The organism is Streptomyces sp. NBC_00388 (assembly GCF_036061255.1).
Taxonomy (GTDB): domain Bacteria; phylum Actinomycetota; class Actinomycetes; order Streptomycetales; family Streptomycetaceae; genus Streptomyces.
Genome location: NZ_CP107948.1, coordinates 1,540,273 through 1,558,938, shown reverse-complemented (window position 1 = coordinate 1,558,938; position 18,666 = coordinate 1,540,273). Strand labels below are relative to the sequence as shown.

Genomic DNA, 18,666 nt, shown 5'->3' with positions numbered 1-18,666 from the left:
GACGGGGGGCCGAGTTGGCAGCATCGGACGAGCCGAGAGCGGCGAACCACAGGCCGTATTTTTTTCTCAGCTACGCGCACACTCCGAAACACGGAGCCGTCGGGCCCGACCCGGACATGTGGGTCGAGCGGCTCTTCCGTGACCTCTGCGCCCATGTGATGGCGATGACCAACCTCCCCGCGGGAGCGCCCGCGGGCTTCATAGACCGGGAGCTGCGATCGGGGGAGGGCTGGTCGGAGCGGCTCGGTGAGGTGCTCGCCACCTGCCGGGTCTTCGTACCGCTCTTCTCGCCCCGCTATTTCGGCAGCGAGATGTGCGGCAAGGAGTGGTACGCCTTCGCCCAGCGCGCCATCCATGAACAGGTCCGCAGCAACCGCACCGCCGAGGCGATAGTCCCGGCCCTCTGGGTCCCCGTACCACCGCACCAACTCCCCGGCCCGGCAGCGCGGTTGCAGTTCAACCACCGCGCCTTCGGGGAGCGCTACGTGACCGACGGGCTCTACGGTCTCGTCAAGCTCCGGATATTCGCCGAGGAGTACGAGCGGGCCGTCTACGAACTGGCCAAACGCATCGTGAGCGTCGCCGACGCATCGGACATCGGCCCGTGCCGCCCCGTCGACTACCGGGCCATACCCAGCGCCTTCGGTTCGCCCAGCGCGGGGCCGCGCCCCATGAAGCTGACCGTCGCCGCCCCCACCCGGCACGATCTGCCGGAGGGACGGCACTCCGAGTACTACGGGGACACCCCGCTGGACTGGAATCCCTACCACCCCGTCTCCGCCCAGCCGCTGTCCCGGCTCGCCGAGGACCTGGTGCGCTCCCTCAACTACCAGGCCACCGTCTCCTCGTTCGACGAGGAGGTCCTCCACCTCGACGGGAAACAGCCTCCGTCCTGCCCCGAGGTCCTGCTCGTCGACCGCTGGGCGCTGCACGACGACGAACGGCGCCAGCGGCTCTCCGCCTTCGACTCCGAGCACCGCCCCTGGGTGAGCGTGGTCGTCCCCTGGAACCGCGACGACCACCAGAGCAGGGCCTCCGAGGCCGAGCTCACCGGCCGTCTGGAGGACACCATGCCCTCCAAGATGAGGGAGGGGCGCGCCCTGACGAGGGCCGCGGCCAAAGGCGTCCCGAGCATGGAGGCCTTCGGCCGGATCCTGCCCCAGGTGGCGGAGTCCGCCGCGCAGCAGTACCTCAAGCACGCGGCCGTCTACCCGCCCGGCGGCGGCCACCACGAACGGCCCCGGCTCATCGGCCCGATGGTGACCGAACAGGCCGCCACCCGCTCCATACCGGCTGTGCAGGATCTCGCGCTCGATGCGGAGGACACGGATGACAGCAGGTCGTGACGGACGCATCGTCACCTTCTATTCCTACAAGGGAGGTACCGGCCGGACGATGGCCCTGGCCAACACCGCATGGATCCTGGCCGCCAACGGCAAGCGCGTCCTCGCGGTCGACTGGGACCTGGAGGCGCCGGGCCTCTACCGCTTCTTCCACCCCTTCCTCGACCCGTCCACGCTCGGCGCCACCACCGGGATCATCGACCTGATCACCGAGTACGCCTGGGCGGCGACCAGCCCCGCTCCGCGCCCCGACGACTGGCACCGTGACTACGCGCGCATCCAGCAGCACGCGGTCTCGCTCACCCCGGAGACGCTGGGCTGGGAGTTCCCCGACGGGGGCACCCTCGACTTCGTGTCGGCGGGCCGGCAGAACCGCGAGTACTCCGCCACCGTCTCCACCTTCGACTGGGACAACTTCTACGACCGGCTGGGCGGCGGCCACTTCTTCGACGCGCTGCGCGACGACATGAAGGCCAACTACGACTACGTCCTCATCGACAGCAGGACCGGCCTCAGCGACATCGCCGACATCTGCACCGTCCATCTGCCCGACGCGCTCGTCGACTGTTTCACCCTCAGCGACCAGTCCATCGACGGCGCCGCCGCGGTGGCCCGCCAGATCGACAAGCACGACGGCGGCCGGGGCATCCAGATCCTGCCCGTCCCGATGCGGATCGACGAAGGCGAGAAGGAGAAGGCGGACGCCGGACGCGCCCTGGCCAGGCTCCGCTTCGACGGGCTGCCGCGCGGCCTCTCGGGCGAGGAGCTCACCGCGTACTGGGGGGCGGTCGAGATCCCGTACCGCCCCTATTACGCGTACGAGGAGACCCTGGCCACCTTCGGCGACGAGGCCGGGCTCACCAACTCGCTCCTCTCCGCCTTCGAGCGGCTCGCCTCCGTCGTCACCGGCCGCCAGGTCACCTCGATGCCGCAGATCCCCGAGGAGGTCAGGCTGCGCATCAGGGACGCCTTCACCCGCCGCCGCCCCGCGCTCCCCGCCGATCTGCTGCTCAGCTACGTGGCGGAGAACCGGATGTGGGCCGACTGGATCGAGGCCGTGCTCACCCGCGCAGGATTCCGCGTGGTACCGCGTGACGTGTCGGCGGAGGCGGTTCCCGCAGGCTCCGGGGCGGGGAAGTCCACGGCGGCCGAGACCACGGCGCGCACCGTGGTCGTCCTGTCCAGCGCCTACCTCAAGTCGGCCCGGGCGGTGGAGGTCTGGCAGCGGTCGGCGGCCGAGGACCCCTCCGGGACCCGCCGGCACCTGCTGCCGCTGCGCGTCGGTGACGTACGGCTGACCACGCAGTACATCGACCGCAACCCCGTCGACCTGTTCCGGCTGGACGAGGTGCACGCCACCGCGGCTCTGCTGCGCGCGGTGGACCGGCCGGGGCAGCCCGTCGACGGGGTCTCGCCCGGGCCGCGCTTCCCGGGGACCGTGCCGAAGATCTGGAACGCGCCGGCCCGCAACTCCGGCTTCACCGGGCGCTCCCTGGTGCTGGAGCGGATGCGCGACCAGCTCGGCGGGGGGATGGCGGTGGTCCTGCCGCAGCCCCAGACCCTGTACGGGCTGGGCGGTGTCGGCAAGACCCAGGTGGCCCTGGAGTACGTGCACCGCTTCATGGCCGACTACGACCTGGTGTGGTGGATCTCGGCGGAGCAGACCGACGATGTGATCGCGGGCCTCGCCGAACTCGCCGTCCGGCTGGGCACCCAGGGCGCCGAGGACATGGCGTCCGCCTCCCAGGAGGCCATCGACCTGCTGCGCCGCGGGGTGCCCACCTCGCGCTGGCTGCTGGTCTTCGACAACGCGGACGACCCCGAGCACCTGAAGCGCTTCTTCCCGCCGGGCGGCCCCGGCCACGTGCTGGTGACCTCGCGGAACCAGACCTGGTCGCAGTACGGCGACGCGCTGCCCGTCGACGTCTTCATGCGGGAGGAGTCCGTCGAGCACATCCAGCGCCGGGCACCCGGCCTCTCCGGCGAGGACGCGGCCCGGGTCGCCGATGCGGTGGGGGACCTGCCGCTCGCCGTCGAGCAGGCCGCCGCCTGGATCGCGGAGACCGCCACCCCCGTCGACACCTATCTGGAACAGCTGGCGCAGGAGGCCGAGAGCGTCCTCGGGCTCAACCAGCCCGCCGGATACCCCGAGCCGGTGGCCGCCACCTGGAACGTGTCCATCGCCCGTCTGAAGGAGCGCTCGCCGGCCGCCGTACGGCTGCTCCAGCTCTGTGCCTTCTTCGCACCGGAACCGATCTCGGCGAAGCTCCTCTACAGCCGGGAGATGATCGACGCGCTCAAGCCGTACGACGCGACGCTCCAGGAGAAGCTGGTGCTCGGCCGGGTCATCCGGGAGATCGGCCGCTTCGCGCTCGCCAAGGTGGACCCGGTGGGCGGCTCCATCCAGGTGCACCGGCTGGTGCAGGCAGTGATCAAGGCGCAGCTCACCCACCCGGAGCGGGACGAGGCACGGCACTGCGTCCATATGATCCTCGCGGGTGCCAGGCCCGACGGTGACGAACCCATAGACAACCCCGGCACCTGGCCCGACTTCGCCCCCATCTGGCCGCACCTGGGCCCGTCGGAGGCCAGGCTGTGCAAGGAGCCCGAGACCCGCCGGCTGATGATCGACCGGGTCCGATACCTCTGGAAGCGCGGTGACTTCGTCACGGCGGCGGCGCTCGCGGGCGAGCTGCGCGAGGTGTGGCGCGAACGCCTCGGCAACAACGACCTGCAGTATCTCTACCTCCGTTTCCACCTCTCCAACATCCTCCGCTCGCGCGGCCGTTACGTGGAGGCGATGGAGCTGGACGAGGAGACCCTGCGGCGCCAGCGCGAGCAGCTCCCGGAGCTCGGGCCGTCGCATCCGCACACCTACATGACCACCAGCGCCCTGGCCATGGACCTCGGAGCCGTCGGTGAGTACAGCAGGGCCATGACGCTGGCGACCGAGGCGTACGAGGGGTTCAAGGAGATCTTCGACGAGTCGCACCCGAGGACCCTGGCCGCGGCCAACAACCTGGCGCTGAACCTGCGGATCGCCGGCCAGTACGCCCGCGCGCGGGAGATGGACCAGGACGTCTACGACCGGCGCACCGAAGTGCTCGGCCCCGAGCACCCGTACACCCTCTCATCGGCGCAGAACCTCGCCCGCGACCTGCGTGAGGTCGGCCGGTACGAGGACTCCGTCGCGCTGCTGTCGCGGACGTACCAGATCTTCAAGGAGCAGCTGGGCCGGGCCTTCCCCGGCACACTCGCGGCTGCCAAGAGCCTGGCCGTCTCGCTGCGCAGGGCCGGCCGCCCGGAGGACGCCAGGCGGCTGACCGCGGCCACCCGGGACCGGTACCGCATCAAGTACACGGTGACCAATCCGGACTGGCTGGCCTGCGACCTGAACTTCGCGGCCGACCTGTTCGCCGCCGGGGACGCGGTGGGTGCGCGGGACACCGCGCAGGCGGTGGTCGACCAGTACATGAAGATCCCGGGGGAGCGGCACCCGTACACCCTCACGGCCATGAACAACCTCGGTATCTACCAGGGGGCCTGCGGCGCGCTCGACACGGCCGAGTCGATGCTCGCCGGCACGGTCAGGGTGATGAGCGACGTACTCAACCCCCTGCATCCGCACGTGCTGTTCGCGACCGTCAACCTGGCCAATGTCACGGCAGGACTGGGCGATCTCCCCAAGGCCCTGGAGATCGAGCGCCGGGTGGTCGCGGCCCTGCGCGAGGTCGTCGGGGCCCACCACCCGGAGACCCTGGCCTGTGCGTCCAACATGTCGGTGACGCTGGACGCGCTCGGCCGCAAGGAGGAGGCGCAGCTGCTGAGGGCCGAGACCGTCAGCGAGCTGCAGCGGCAGCTCGGTGACGATCACGACTACGTGGGGATCGCGGGCGACGCACGGCGGTTCAGCCGGGACCTGGAGCCGCTCGTCGTATGAGGGCCCGGGTCCCGCCGCGTGCCCCGCTCCTCACTCGTCCAGCAGCCAGGTGAGGATGCGGGGAAGCGCGTGCAGCGCGTCGAAGTGCGCGGCGGCCGGTTCGAGTACGGCCGTCGCGCCGGGGATGCGCCGTGCCAGCCAGCGGGAGTGGCCGACGGGTGAGAAGACGTCCTTCACCCCGTGCCAGAGCATGATCGGGGTGCGGATGGCGGCGGGGTCGAAGCCCCAGGGGCGGGAGAACGCCAGCGCGTCGTCGATCCAGCCGTACGGTGAAGTGCGCAGCGCCTCCTGGTAGTTGCGCAGCAGCATGGCCCGTACGCCTGCGTCGTTGACGACTCTGCGGTCGGAGTCGGTGAGGTCGCTGAACAGCTGGTCGAGCAGGCGGACGGGGTTCTTCCTGATCTCCGCCGAGCGGGGAATGAGCCGGGCCGCCAGACCGTCGGGGTCGTCGGACGCGCTGGTGTACTCCCGGACGTTGGACGCCGCCATGCCATCGAACCAGTCCAGCCCGACGGCGTCCCGGGGCGCGAGTGTCACCAGGGCGGCAGCCCTGGTGACGCGGTCGGGCAGCAGGGCGGCGCAGGCGAGCGCGTGGGGCGCGCCGCCCGAGCGGCCCGCGACGGCGAACTTCTCAAGGCCCAGGGCATCGGCGATCGCCCGGACGTCCTGGGCGACATCGGCGACGCTGCGGCCCGCCAGCCGGTCGCTGCCTCCGTAGCCGGGGCGGTCGAAGGCGATGAGCTGTGTGCGGCGCTGGTAGAGCACCATGCCGCGCGGGGCGGGCCCGAGCCTGCTGCCGGGGGTGCCGTGCAGCAGGAAGACCGGCCTGCCGCGCGGATCACCGAGGCGCTCCACTGTCAGATGACGTCCGTCCGGCGCGCGGACCCGTCCGCGCAGTCCCGGTCCCTCTGTGCCGTATGCATGCGTCGTGTGCACGGGCATCCCCCTCCGTTCCGATGATGGCCCATCAGCAGGACTCATGGAGTGAGGAGTTGGTGGCGAAGTGCAGATCCGGGCGGGGGTGCGCCGCAATCCGGTCCTGCTGCCGTGGATAGCGGACGGCGGGCCGTCGTACGGGGCGGGGATTTGTCCTTCTCCACGGCTTGCGTCGCTTTGTGTCCCCCTGGGTGGCCCGCCATTCGTGAACGGAGTGCGGGTGCCTTGTCGGTGTCGTGTGCCCGTCCTTGAGTCGACCTTGTGTGCGAGCTGTGACTGTCGGAATAGTGGGCGGCTCCATCCTCCGCTTCCGGTCACCCCACATGACCGGAAGCGGCCCCCACAGGAGGTCGAAGTTGAAGCACCGACGCATATCCAGGCGCCGAGTGATCGCGGCAGCGACCGGCGCCGCCGCGCTGATCGCCGCGGGTGTCACCTTCCAGACGGCCAACGCCAGCGAGTCGGCACCGGCATCCCCGGTGAGGACGCTTTCCGTGGCCGCGGCCGGGAACCTGGCATCGACACTGACCCGTGAGCTGGGCGCCGACGCGGCCGGTTCGTACTACGACGCCAAGAGCAAGCACCTGGTGGTGAACGTCGTCGACGAGGCGGCGGCCCAGGGTGTGCGCAAGGCGGGCGGCCGGGCGAGAGTCGTCCAGAACTCGCTGGCCGCGCTGACCGGTGCGCGCAAGACCCTGGCCGGCAAGGCGTCGCTGCCGGGCACCTCATGGGCGGTGGACCCGGTCAGTAACAAGATCGTCGTCACCGCCGACCGCACCGTCTCCGGTGCGAAGCTCTCGAAGCTGGACAGCGTCGTCAAGGGCCTCGGCTCCAAGGCCGAACTCAAGCGCAGCGCCGGTGAGTTCAAGCCCCTCATCGCGGGCGGCGACGCCATCTGGGGCTCCAGTGCCCGCTGCTCGCTCGGCTTCAACGTGGTCAAGGACGGCCAGCCGTACTTCATCACTGCCGGGCACTGCACCCAGGCCGTCACCAGCTGGTCGGACGCGCAGGGCGGCTCCGAGATCGGCACCAACGCGGCCTCCGACTTCCCAGGCCATGACTACGGCCTGGTGAAGTACACCTCGGACACCCCCCACCCGAGCGAGGTCGACCTCTACAACGGCAAGACCCAGCCGATCACCAAGGCGGCCGACGCGACCGTCGGCATGGCGGTCCAGCGCAGCGGCTCCACCACCCAGGTGCACGGCGGCACGGTGAAGGGGCTCGACGCCACCGTCAACTACGGCAACGGCGACGTCGTCAACGGTCTCATCCAGACCGATGTCTGCGCCGAGCCCGGCGACAGCGGCGGTGCGCTCTTCTCGGGTGACAGCGCGATCGGTCTGACCTCCGGCGGCAGCGGTGACTGCTCGGCCGGCGGCGAGACGTTCTTCCAGCCGGTGCCCGCGGCGCTGGCTGCCTTCGGGGCGACGATCGGCTGACCTCCGGTACCGGCGCGTTCCGCGACCACAGCACTGTGGCCCGGCCCGGACCGTCCTCGTGACGGTCCGGGCCGGGCCGCTGCCGTGAGTCCTCAGATCTCCGGCGTCGCCCGGGCGGGGCCCGGTGCGGCGCCCTGCTTCCTGCGGAACACGGACATACAGATCGTGATCACCGTGCCCACCACGGCCCAGCCGGAGAGCACCAGCAGCGGGCCGGTGACGGAGTTGCCCCTGAAGTACGCGAGGGAGCGCGCCGTCCAGGTGCCCGCGCCCGGGGGCAGCCAGGGGCCGATCGCATGCCAGAACGGCGGCAGCATCGGCAGCGGGAAGGCGCCGCCCGCGCTCGGGTTGCCCGCGATCACGACCAGCAGGACGGCCAGGCCGATCCCCACGATGCCGGTGAGCGCCTGCAGGGCGAGCGTGATCGCGCCGACCCCGAAGACGACCAGTGCGCCGAGCCCCCAGAGTCCCAGGACGCTGCCGGGCAGCGCGCCGAGCACCGGGCCGACGATGACCGCGCCCCCCAGCCCGCCCAGGACCGAGTAGAGCGCCATGGTGATGAGCCTGATCGCGGCGCGCCGTCCGTTGGCGGCCCGGGAGCCCGCGCTGATCGCCAGGATCGATGCGCAGAGGTAGCCGCCGACGCACCATCCGACGACCAGGTAGAACGCGGAGAGCCCGTCGAAGTCCGACGCCGAAGCCGGTGCCACGTCCACGGTGCGCACGCTCCGTCGCTGGGTCTTCTCCACTCCGGTGATGATCCGGTCGAGCGAGGAGGACAGTACGGTCCCGCCACCCGACGCGACCAGGAGTGTGTCCTTCGAGCCTCCGGGGCGGACGATCAGGGCGCCGTCGATGTCGCGGTCCAGGATCTTCCGGCGGGCCTCGGCCGGGCTGGAGACCGTACGCGGGTCCAGGGGGTCGCCGGGGAGCTGCTTGAGCCTGCCGGCGAGTCGCGGGGCCGCCTGCGCGGGCGCGACGACCCCGAAGGGGACGTCCTTCGGCTTGGGGTTGTGCAGGGCCCCCACATAGGACGCGATGAACAGCAGCTGCAGCACCAGTGTGCCGATGACGAGCAGCGCCGCGCGCGGAGTGACAGCGGTCTTCATCTCGTCCAGGAAAGTCATGGCCCCACGGTCCGGCAGGGCGGACGTTTGCGCAGGTGGGACGGGCCCGAATGGCTGACACACCGTTAATCGCACAAGTATTCGAAAGTGGTCTATGGTGGAGAAGGGGGTCAGGAACGGACTGGATCATCGGAGCAGGAGGTGCGGCGGATGCCCGGTTTCACGCATCTCCACACCGCCTCGGGATTCTCCCTGCGGTACGGGGCCTCCCACCCGGAACGGCTCGCGGAGCGGGCGGCCGAGCGGGGCATGGACGCCATCGCGCTGACCGACCGGGACACCCTCGCCGGCACGGTCCGCTTCGCCAAGGCCTGCGCCGCGGCCGGGGTGCGACCGCTGTTCGGCGCACGGCTCGCGATCGGCGGGCGGGCGCGCGCGGAGGGGCCCACCCACCGGATGCGCGCCCCCGTACGCGGCGGAGTGTTCGTCGACGAGTCCGTGCCCCGCGCGACCTTCCTCGCCCGGGACGGTGCGGAGGGCTGGGCGGCCCTGTGCCGGCTGGTCACCGCGGCCCACGCGGACGGGGAGCGCCCCCTGCTGCCCTGGGACGAGAACCACGGGGACGGCCTTGCCGTCCTGCTCGGACCGGACTCCGATGTCGGCCGGGCACTCGCCGCCGGCCGGCCGGACCGGGCCGCCGTCCTGCTCGGCCCCTGGCGGGAGGTCCACGGCGACGCGCTGCGCCTCGAAGCGGTCCACCACGGGCTGGGCGGCACCGGACCCGGCTCGCTCAGACTCGCCGCCCGTACGGTCGGCTTCGCCGCCGAGCAGGGGGTACGCCCCGTGCTGACCAACGCCGTCCGCTACGCCGACCAGGGGCAGGGTCCCGTCGCCGACGTCCTCGACGCCGCCCGCAGGCTGGTCCCCGTCGACCCCCGCAAGGGTCTCGACAGCGGTGAGCGCTGGCTCAAGGACGCGGACGCGATGTTCCGTACCGCCGAGCGGGTCGCCGAGGCGGCGGGCTTCCGGCGGGACACCGCGCACCGGCTGATCGACGAGACCCAGGCCCTGGCCGCCGCGTGCGCCGTCGATGCCGAGGACGACCTCGGCATGGGCACCGTCCACTTCCCGGAACCGCGCCTCGTCGGCGCCGCGCACCGCACCGCCCAGCGCGTGCTCGCCTCCCGCGCCGCCGCCGGCATGGTGGTGCGCGGCTACGACCGCAGGCGTGAGTACTGGGAGCGGATGCACCACGAGCTGGACATCATCGCCTTCCACGGACACGCCTCGTACTTCCTGACCGTCGCCAGGGTCGTGGACGATGTGAAGGAGATGGGAATCCGGGTCGCGGCCCGCGGTTCCGGCGCGGGATCCCTCGTCAACCATCTGCTCGGCATCGCCAACGCGGACCCCGTCGGGCACGGGCTGCTGATGGAGCGGTTCCTCTCCCGGCGCAGGCTCGCGCTGCCCGACATCGACATCGACGTCGAATCCGCCCGCAGACTCGACGTCTACCGCGCGATCATCGGCCGCTTCGGTGCCGAGCGGGTCGCCACCGTGGCCATGCCGGAGACCTACCGGGTGCGCCACGCGATACGGGACGTGGGGGCCGCCCTCTCCATGGACCCGGCGGAGACCGACCGGCTGGCCAAGGCCTTCCCGCACATCCGCGCCCGTGACGCCCGCGCCGCGATGGCGGAACTGCCCGAACTGCGCGCCGTGGCCGAGGAGTCGAAGCGGGACAGCGGGAAGTACGGACGGCTGTGGGAGCTGGTCGAGGGGCTCGACGCGCTGCCGCGCGGAATCGCCATGCACCCGTGCGGGGTGCTGCTCTCGGACGCCTCCCTGCTGCGGCGCACGCCGGTGGTGCCGACCAGCGGCGAGGGCTTCCCCATGTCCCAGTTCGACAAGGAGGACGTGGAGGACCTCGGGCTGCTCAAGCTCGATGTGCTCGGGGTGCGGATGCAGTCCGCGATGGCCCACGCCGTCGCGGAGATCGGACGGGCCACGGGGGAGCGCCTCGACCTGGACGACCCCGCGCAGGTACCCGCGGGCGACCCCGACACCTACGCGCTCATCCGCTCCACCGAGACGCTGGGCTGCTTCCAGATCGAATCGCCCGGCCAGCGCGATCTGGTGGGACGCCTGCAGCCCGCCACCTTCGACGACCTGGTCGTCGACATCTCGCTCTTCAGGCCCGGGCCGGTCGCCGCCGACATGGTGCGGCCCTTCATCGAAGCCCGGCACGGCCGCGCGCCGGTCCGCTTCCCGCACCCCGACCTGGCGGAGGCGCTGAGCGCCACGTACGGGGTCGTGGTCTTCCACGAGCAGATCATCGAGATCCTGCGGATCATGACGGGCTGCGGCCGGGACGAGGCGGACCAGGCCAGGCGCCGGCTCTCCGACCCGGAGTGGCAGGGGCGGATCCGCGCCTGGTTCGCCGGGGCGACCGCGGAGCGGGGCTATGCGCCCGAAGTCACCGCGCACACCTGGGAGATCGTCGAGGCGTTCGGCGCGTACGGCTTCTGCAAGGCGCACGCGGTGGCCTTCGCCGTGCCCACGTACCAGTCCGCCTGGCTCAAGGCGCACCACCCCGCGGCCTTCTACGCGGGGCTGCTCACTCACGACCCGGGGATGTATCCGAAGCGGCTGCTGCTGGCGGACGCGCGCCGGCGCGGGGTCCCGGTGCTGCCGCTGGATGTGAACCGGTCGGCGGCCGCCCACCGTATCGAACTGGTGTCCGGTACGTTCGGGGTCCGTCTCGCGCTCTCCGACGTCCACGGCATCAGCGAGGCCGAGGCCGGCCGGATCGAGGCCGGACGGCCCTACTCCTCACTGCTGGACTTCTGGCAGCGTGCCCGGCCGGGGAAGCCGGTCGCCCAGCGGCTCGCCCAGGTCGGCGCGCTGGACGCGTTCGGCGCGAACCGCCGGGACCTGCTGCTGCACATCTCCGAACTGCACGCGGGCCGCAGCGGATCCGCACACAGCGGCCAACTCGCCCTGGGAGAAGGGCGGAAGACGGCTTCGGCCGGGCTGCCTGATCTCAGCGAGACCGAGCGGCTCAGCGCCGAACTCGGCATCCTCGGCATGGACTCGTCGCGCCATCTGATGGAGGACCACTACGCCTTCCTGAAGGAGCTGGGCGCGCTCTCGGCCCGGCGGCTGCGCTCCGCCGAGCACGGGCAGAGTGTCCTGGTCGCGGGGGCCAAGGCCGCCACCCAGACCCCACCGGTACGCTCCGGGCGCCGGGTCGTCTTCACGACCCTCGACGACGGCACCGGCCTGGTCGACCTCGCCTTCTTCGACGACAGCCACGCCGCGTGCGCGTACACCGTCTTCCACTCCTGGCTGCTGCTGGTGCGCGGGGTGGTGCAGCGGCGCGGGCCGCGCAGCCTCAGCGTGGTCGGTTCGGCGGCCTGGAACCTGGCCGACCTGGTCGAACTGCGGCGCACCGGAGGGCTGGAGGCCGTCGCCGCCGCCCTGGCCGCACCCGCGCCCGGCGGAGCCGGGACGGATGAGGGCGAGGAATCGGGGCAGCCGGGCGGCGCCGGCCGCCGCATCCAGCTGTCCACCGGCTACGAGATGAACCCCTGGGCGGACCTCAGGCCCGCCGGGGACCAGACCGCCACCGGGCGCAAGCTCTGGCACTCCAGCCCGGGGAGCGCGGGATGATCCTCTCCGTACGGTTCGTGCCCGAGGCGCTGCCGCTGGCCCTGATCGAGGACCTCACCCCGCTGGTCCAGGCCTTCCCGCCCGATGCCGCACTCATCGATGTGCGCGGCGCGCAGCGGTACTTCGGGCGGAGCGCCACCGAGCTCGCCGCGCTGCTGCGGGTCCGGGCGCTCGCGCACCACGGTCTCGACTGTGTGATCGGGGTGGGACCCAACCCGATGCTGGCCCGGATGGCCGCCAGGGAAGCGCGGCCGGGCGCGACCCTGGTGGCCGGCGACGCCCGTACGTTCCTCGCGGACAGACCCGCTGCGGCGCTCCAGGGGGTCGGGCCGAAAATGGCCCGCACCCTCTGCTCGTACGGACTCGACTCCATCGGCAGGATCGCCGCCGCGCCCCTGGCCACCCTCCAGCGGATCGCCGGAGCGCGCGCCGGGCGTGAGCTTCAGGAGCGGGCGCGCGGCATCGACCGTACGCCGGTCGTGCCGAATGCCGCTGCCCGCTCGGTCTCGTCCGAACGGTCCTTCCCCCGCGACGAACTGGACCGCGGCCGGCAGCGCGGAGCCCTGCTCTCGCTCACCGAGGAACTGGGGAGCCGGATGCGCCGCGAGGGGCAGGTGTGCGGGGCGCTGGCGCTCACCGTGCGGTACGCCGACCGGACCACCACCACCCGCGGCCGCACCCTGCACGAGCGGACCGCGCACTCGGCCGCGCTCACCGCGGCGGCGTACGCGATCCATGACTCGCTCGGGCTCCAGCGCGCCCGGGTGCGCGGGATCGCGCTGCGCGCCGAGGGGCTGACGCCGGCCGAGCACGCCGCCCACCAGCTGATGTTCGACCCCGCCGACGACAAGGCGCGCAGGATCGAGGCGGTCGCCGACCGGGCGCGGGCGCGGTTCGGACCCGGGGTGATCGTGCCGGGGACGCTTGCGCAGAACCGGCGCCACACGCGCCGTGGCGCTCCGGCCCGCCACGGCGGACCGGGCTATCGTGACCGGCGAGGACCGGTCGCTGATCCTCCATCAGTTCTTTACTGACGCGTAACTTCCCCCGCTACCTTACCCGCGCGTAATTTGACGTGAGCAGAACATTCTTGTGGTCCGGACCGCAGGGCGAACATCCGTCGTCACTCCCTTGAGTCGCAAGGAGATCACTCGATGATGCCCTGGAAGCGTGCGCTCGGAGCCCTCCCCGCACTGGCGCTGGCGCTCGCCGCCGCCACGGTCCCCGCAGCCACGACGGCGCAGGCCGCCGCCCCCGGCAGCGGATGGAACAACTACTCCTGCAAGCCGTCGGCGGCCCACCCCCGCCCGGTCGTCCTCGTCCCCGGAACCTTCGGGAACGCGACCGACAACTGGCTGGTGCTCGCCCCTTACCTGGTCGACCGCGGATACTGCGTCTTCTCCCTCGACTACGGTCAGCTCCCCGGCGAGACGCTCTTCGACGGGCTCGCGCCGATCGACCAGTCGGCCGCCCAGCTCTCCGCCTTCGTCGACAGGGTCCTCGCGGCGACCGGCACGCCGAAGGCCGACATCGTCGGCCACTCGCAGGGCGGCATGATGCCGAACTACTACATCAAGTTCCTGGGCGGGGCCGCCAGGGTGAACTCGATGACGGGCATCGCCCCCGACAACCACGGCACCACACTGTCGGGCCTCACCGGACTCCTGCCGTACTTCCCGGGCGCCGCCGGCATCCTCAAGAAGGGTGCGCCGGGCCTCACCGACCAGGTCGCGGGCTCGCCCTTCGTCACCAAGCTCAACTCGGTGCCCGACACGGTGCCCGGAGTGCGCTACACCGTCATCGCCACCAAGTACGACGAGGTGGTCACCCCGTACAGGACACAGTTCCTGAGCGGCCCGGACGTCAACAACGTGCTGCTCCAGGACAAGTGCGCCGCCGACCTCTCCGAACACGTCACCATCGGTCTGACCGACAAGATCGCGTACCACGAGGTCGCCAACGCCCTCGACCCCGCCCACGCCACCCCCACCACCTGCGCCTCCGCCGTCGGTTAGGACGGGAGCGGGGGCGTGGTGTCCCCTCCCGTCCCCGGGCGGGAGGGGACACCACGCCGGAACCCGGTCAGCGGCCGCCGCGGCCCGCCGTACCGGACCTGCGGCGGACCCCTGCGAACAGGGCGGCCGCGCCGATGGCCACGGCGGCCGCACCGGCCGTCGCGAGATACGGGGTGCTGCTGTCCCCGCCGGTCTCGGCGAGGTGCTCCCCGCCGGCCGCGGCCGGGGCCGCCCGTCCGCCCTGGGGCTCCGGGGCATCCGTGCCCCCGGTGGTGCCCGCCGCGGTGCCGGCCGCCGCGCCCGGTGCGGCCTCGCCTGACGGCTCCATGGACCCCGTGCCGTGGTGCATGGGCATGCTGGACTTGCCGGCCCCGTCGGCGATCTCCTGCTCGGTCGGGGCGGACGCGCTGGGTGCGGCGGCGGCACCCGGTGCACCGGCGGACTGGCCGAAGACCACGTCGGAGCAGGTGTAGAAGGCCTCCTCGCTGTCCGAACGCTGCCAGACCGAGTAGATCAGCTGACGGCCCGTCCGCTGCGGGACCGTTCCGTCGAAGATGTACTCACCGTTCTCCAGTTTCGGGTCCGTGACCTGGGCGAACGGCTTCGACTCCAGATCCGTCCACGTCAGCGGCCGGGTGGGGTCGTAACCCTGCTTCGTGATGTACAGCGCGAAGGCGCCCTTGTGCGGCGCGGTGGCCCGGTAGTGGAAGGTGTGACTGCCCGCTGTCATCTTGGTGGAGGGCCAGTCGTCACGCGGCAGATCGAGGCCCTTGTACTCGTCCTTGCCCGCGCTGCACAGCTTGCCGTCGGGAACGAGCTCCTTCGACCGGCCCGCGGCATCGGCCATGTTGACCGCCGGCCAGTCGTACAGGGCCTGGGTGCCGCCCGCCGCGACGGCGGCCTTGCAGGCGGGCGTGGACGGGCTCTCGGGCCCTTCCGCGTAGCAGGCGGCGATCCGGCTGACCGGATCCGTCATCGAGCCGTGGGCGGCGGCCGGGGTGGCGGCCAGCCCGGTCAGCGCGAGCGGCACGATACCGAGGGCGGCGATACCGGCGGCCTTGCGACGAGCGGTCATCGGGGCGTACTCCTTCAGCGGTGGGGTGCGTGGGGGGGTGCCGGTGCACGGGGAGACCCGGCCGGACGCTCAGCACGCTAGCCCGCCGGAACCGCCGAAAAGGCTCTGGATACGGGCTGTTGGCGATCCTTATGGCGCGGTTAAGGACCCACTGAGCAGCGGTTAAGAGCGGTTGTATACGGATCCGCCGGTGCGGGGGAGCCGGGTGCCGCGTCCGCGCCGGGGGTACGAACTCCCCGGGTGCCGCCCGAGAGATACACATATGTTTCGCCGGGCATGGGATCAGCCGGATTGTCGGTGGGAGCTGAGAGCATCGGACCATGACGATCAACTGGGATGCCGCGGCAGACACGTTCGACGACGAGGCCGACCACGGCCTGCGCGACACCGGGGTGCGGGAGGCGTGGGCGGCACGGCTGAGGAAATGGCTGCCGGAAGGACCGGCCGACGTCCTCGACGTCGGCTGCGGCACCGGCAGTCTCGCGCTGCTCGCCGCCGGGCAGGGGCACCGGGTGACCGCGGTCGACCTCTCGCCCAGGATGGCCGAGCGGGCGCGCGCCAAGCTGGCCGGTACGGGCGCCGAGGTGCTGGAGGGGGACGCGGCGCAGCCGCCCGTCGGCGAGCGGACCTTCGATGTCGTGCTGGCCCGCCATGTGGTGTGGCTGCTGCCCGACCCGGAGGCGGCGCTCAAGCACTGGTGCTCACTGCTTGCCCCGAGCGGCCGGCTGGTGCTGGTCGAAGGGGTCTGGGGCGGCGTCGGGCTCTCCGCGGGACAGCTGATGGCGGCCCTCGACCCGCTCACCGAGTCCGTGCACCACGAACTGCTCTCCGCCGACCCCGCCCTCTGGGGCAAGGAGGTGGACGACGAACGCTACGTCCTGGTGGCGATGGCCTGAGGCGCGCACGGGGGCGGGCGGCGGAGGCCGGGCCCGGCCGCCGTGCGGGTCAGCCGGGCGGCAACCGGCCGCGTGCAGCGAGCAGTTCGAGCTCGTCCAGGGCCTGTACGGCCCGGCGCGCCGCCTCCGGGTCGCGCCCGGCCAGACCGCTCGCCTCGAACTCGTCCTCGTCCAGCCGGAGAATCCCGGACCCGTCCGCCGACACCCACAGGTCCAGGTCCAGGTCCTCCACGATCAGTTCGCCCTCGCGGACCTCGGCCGGGCGGGTCACATCGCAGTACCAGCCCTTGAGGTCACCGGTGCCGGTGCGGACCTCCTTGACCGCGTACCAGCGGTCCCGCCAGTAGTGCTCGGTGAGGACATCGCCCGGTTCGAACCGTACGAACCCGAAGTCCCGTACGCCCGCACCGGCCCACTCCGCCCGGACGGTCACCCGGGTGCCGTCGCCGGAGAGGACCACCGCCGGGTAACTGATCTTCGTGCGGCCCGCTTTCCGCAGGACGACCGTCACCCCGGCGGGACTCCCTGCCATGCCGTACCTCCATCGGGCACATCGCGGAGCCGGTGCACTTCCCCGGCCGACGCCGCAGATTACCCGGGGCCCCCGGCGGGCGGCCTCCGCTTTTGCGGCCTGCGCCGTCCCGGTGCGGCGGCGTCGCGTGGGGGAGAATCGCGGGGTGACTCTGAAGATCGCCATTGATGCGGATGCCGCCACCGCCCCGTTCGAGCAGCTGAGGGCCCAGATCGCCGGACAGGCGCGCTCGGGGAGGATTCCCGCGGGGTACCGGCTGCCCACGGTACGGGGCCTGGCCGAGGAGCTCGGTCTCGCCGCGAACACAGTCGCCAAGTCGTACCGGGCGCTGGAGGCGGACGGCGTGATCGAGACCCGCGGACGCAACGGAACCTTCGTGGCGGACGCCGGCGACGCGGCGGAACGGGAGGCGGCGGAAGCGGCGCGGGCCTTCGCCGAGCGCGCCCTGCGGCTGGGCCTCACACCGGAGGCCGCCCGCACGGCGGCCGAGGACGCGCTGCGGGCGGTCTACGGGAAGTAGCGTGTCCCGCGGCGGCGCCCGGCGCCGTCCACGGGAAGCGGCGCGCCCGCCGCGGGGTCGCTCCGGGCCGCGCCCGCGCAGGGAGCCCCCGGCCCCCTCCCGCCGCGGGGCCCCGCACCCGCTACAGGTACAGCCCCGCGTCCAGCCCCCGCTCCTGTGCGGGGACGGACGCGGGCCCCGCGCCCCGCCGCAGCGCGTACAGCTCCGCGAGGGTGGTGCCGTCCCGGCCGATGCCCTTCTCCGTGCCCAGCCACGCCGCGGACTCCGTGCGGGTCAGCGGGCCGACCTCGATCCGGGCCAGGCAGCGGCCCGGACGTACCACCGCGGGATGCAGACGCTCCAGGTCCTCATTGGTGGTGACGCCCACCAGGACGTTGCGGCCCTGGCCCAGCAGCCCGTCCGTGAGGTTCAGCAGCCGCGACAGCGCCTGACCCGCGGTGTGCTTGGCCTCGCCGCGGATCAGCTCGTCGCAGTCCTCCAGCAGCAGCAGCCGCCAGCGGCCCTTCGCCGAACCGTCGTCCTCCCCGATGGCGATGTCCATCAGATAGCCGACATCGCTGAACAGCCGCTCCGGGTCCAGTACGCAGTCCACCTGGCACCAGTCGCGCCAGGACCGGGCCAGCGTGCGCAGCGCGGATGTCTTCCCGGTGCCCGGCGGGCCGTGCAGCAGGAGCAGCCGCCCCGAGATGTCGTCGGGGGTGACCTTCATCAGGCCGTCCATCGCGTCGGCCACCGGCGCGGTGTAGTTGGCCCGCACCTCCTCCCAGGTACCCGCCGCGATCTGCCGGGTGGTGCGGTGCGGGCCGCGGCGCGGGGAGACGTACCAGAAGCCCATGGCGACGTTCTCGGGCTGCGGTTCGGGCTCGTCCTGCGCGTCGTCCGTCGACTGCTTCAGTACCTTCGCCGCCAGCTCGTCGCTCACGGCGGTGACGGTGACGTCGGCGCCGCGGTTCCAGCGCGAGACGAGCAGGGTCCACCCCTCGCCCTCGGCGAGCGTCGCACTGCGGTCGTCGTCCCGGGCCGCCCGCAGCACGGTCGCGCCGGGTGGCAGCAGGGTGAGCCCCTTCTTGACGCGGTCGATCGACGAGCTGTGCGAGAACGGCTGCTCGCCCGTGGCGAAGCGGCCGAGGAACAGCGCGTCGACGACATCGGACGGCGAATCGCTGTCGTCGACGTTGAGCCGGATCGGCAGGGATGCCTCAGGGTTTGCGGACATGGGCCCATGATC

The 18,666-nt window shown here is 72.1% G+C and carries 12 protein-coding genes and 1 pseudogene; 8 read left to right on the top strand and 5 right to left on the bottom strand.

Annotated features, from left to right (window positions below):
- Nucleotides 1-14: 14 nt before the first annotated feature.
- Nucleotides 15-1,346: an FxsC protein gene (gene fsxC / locus OG917_RS07125; protein WP_328316691.1), complete on the top strand. Its 1,332-nt coding sequence runs from the start codon at nucleotides 15-17 to the stop codon at nucleotides 1,344-1,346.
- The gene (gene fxsT, locus OG917_RS07120; RefSeq protein WP_328316690.1) at nucleotides 1,330-5,283 is read left to right on the top strand and encodes an FxSxx-COOH system tetratricopeptide repeat protein; all 3,954 of its coding nucleotides are present in this window, start codon (nucleotides 1,330-1,332) and stop codon (nucleotides 5,281-5,283) included. Before fsxC ends, fxsT begins: the two co-directional genes overlap by 17 nt.
- A gap of 30 nt (nucleotides 5,284-5,313) precedes the next feature.
- On the opposite strand, the gene OG917_RS07115 is transcribed toward fxsT, so the two are convergent.
- A complete protein-coding gene (locus OG917_RS07115; protein ID WP_328321704.1) occupies nucleotides 5,314-6,180 on the bottom strand; it encodes an alpha/beta fold hydrolase in 867 nt (288 codons plus the stop codon).
- A gap of 395 nt (nucleotides 6,181-6,575) precedes the next feature.
- On the opposite strand from OG917_RS07115, the gene OG917_RS07110 reads away from it, so the two are divergent.
- Nucleotides 6,576-7,661 (top strand): S1 family peptidase, encoded by a 1,086-nt coding sequence (locus tag OG917_RS07110; protein ID WP_443058917.1) that lies wholly within the window; start codon nucleotides 6,576-6,578, stop codon nucleotides 7,659-7,661.
- A 92-nt stretch (nucleotides 7,662-7,753) separates the two neighbouring features.
- On the opposite strand, the gene OG917_RS07105 is transcribed toward OG917_RS07110, so the two are convergent.
- Entirely contained in the window at nucleotides 7,754-8,788 is a 1,035-nt protein-coding gene (locus tag OG917_RS07105) for a DUF3533 domain-containing protein (protein WP_328316688.1), read from the bottom strand.
- 150 nt (nucleotides 8,789-8,938) lie between these two features.
- Between OG917_RS07105 and OG917_RS07100 the strand changes: the two genes are divergently transcribed.
- The 3 genes from OG917_RS07100 (at nucleotide 8,939) to OG917_RS07090 (ending at nucleotide 14,415) form a co-directional block, all read left to right on the top strand.
- Nucleotides 8,939-12,400 carry a DNA polymerase III subunit alpha gene (locus OG917_RS07100; protein ID WP_328316687.1) on the top strand — a complete coding sequence of 1,154 codons (3,462 nt, stop codon included), beginning with the start codon at nucleotides 8,939-8,941 and terminating at the stop codon, nucleotides 12,398-12,400.
- On the top strand, nucleotides 12,397-13,434 hold the full coding sequence (locus tag OG917_RS07095; RefSeq protein ID WP_328316686.1) for a DNA polymerase Y family protein: 1,038 nt from the start codon (nucleotides 12,397-12,399) through the stop codon (nucleotides 13,432-13,434). The genes OG917_RS07100 and OG917_RS07095 overlap by 4 nt, the downstream gene beginning before the upstream one ends.
- Nucleotides 13,435-13,554: 120 nt before the next feature.
- Nucleotides 13,555-14,415, top strand: coding sequence for an esterase/lipase family protein (locus tag OG917_RS07090; RefSeq protein WP_328316685.1), 861 nt, complete (start codon nucleotides 13,555-13,557; stop codon nucleotides 14,413-14,415).
- Nucleotides 14,416-14,482: 67 nt separating this feature from the next.
- Here the strand turns inward: OG917_RS07090 and OG917_RS07085 are convergent, their stop codons facing one another.
- Nucleotides 14,483-15,490: a lytic polysaccharide monooxygenase auxiliary activity family 9 protein gene (locus tag OG917_RS07085; RefSeq protein ID WP_328316684.1), complete on the bottom strand. Its 1,008-nt coding sequence runs from the start codon at nucleotides 15,488-15,490 to the stop codon at nucleotides 14,483-14,485.
- Between the two features lie 320 nt (nucleotides 15,491-15,810).
- Here OG917_RS07085 and OG917_RS07080 point away from each other — a divergent pair.
- A pseudogene (locus OG917_RS07080) lies at nucleotides 15,811-16,383 on the top strand (class I SAM-dependent methyltransferase); the annotation flags it as partial.
- Nucleotides 16,384-16,435: 52 nt separating this feature from the next.
- Here the strand turns inward: OG917_RS07080 and OG917_RS07075 are convergent.
- Nucleotides 16,436-16,918 (bottom strand): DUF402 domain-containing protein, encoded by a 483-nt coding sequence (locus OG917_RS07075; RefSeq protein WP_328316683.1) that lies wholly within the window; start codon nucleotides 16,916-16,918, stop codon nucleotides 16,436-16,438.
- A 145-nt stretch (nucleotides 16,919-17,063) separates the two neighbouring features.
- On the opposite strand from OG917_RS07075, the gene OG917_RS07070 reads away from it, so the two are divergent.
- Nucleotides 17,064-17,438, top strand: coding sequence for a GntR family transcriptional regulator (locus OG917_RS07070; RefSeq protein WP_328316682.1), 375 nt, complete (start codon nucleotides 17,064-17,066; stop codon nucleotides 17,436-17,438).
- Between the two features lie 121 nt (nucleotides 17,439-17,559).
- Here the strand turns inward: OG917_RS07070 and OG917_RS07065 are convergent, their stop codons facing one another.
- Nucleotides 17,560-18,654 (bottom strand): DUF5925 domain-containing protein, encoded by a 1,095-nt coding sequence (locus OG917_RS07065; protein WP_328316681.1) that lies wholly within the window; start codon nucleotides 18,652-18,654, stop codon nucleotides 17,560-17,562.
- Nucleotides 18,655-18,666: the final 12 nt, after the last annotated feature.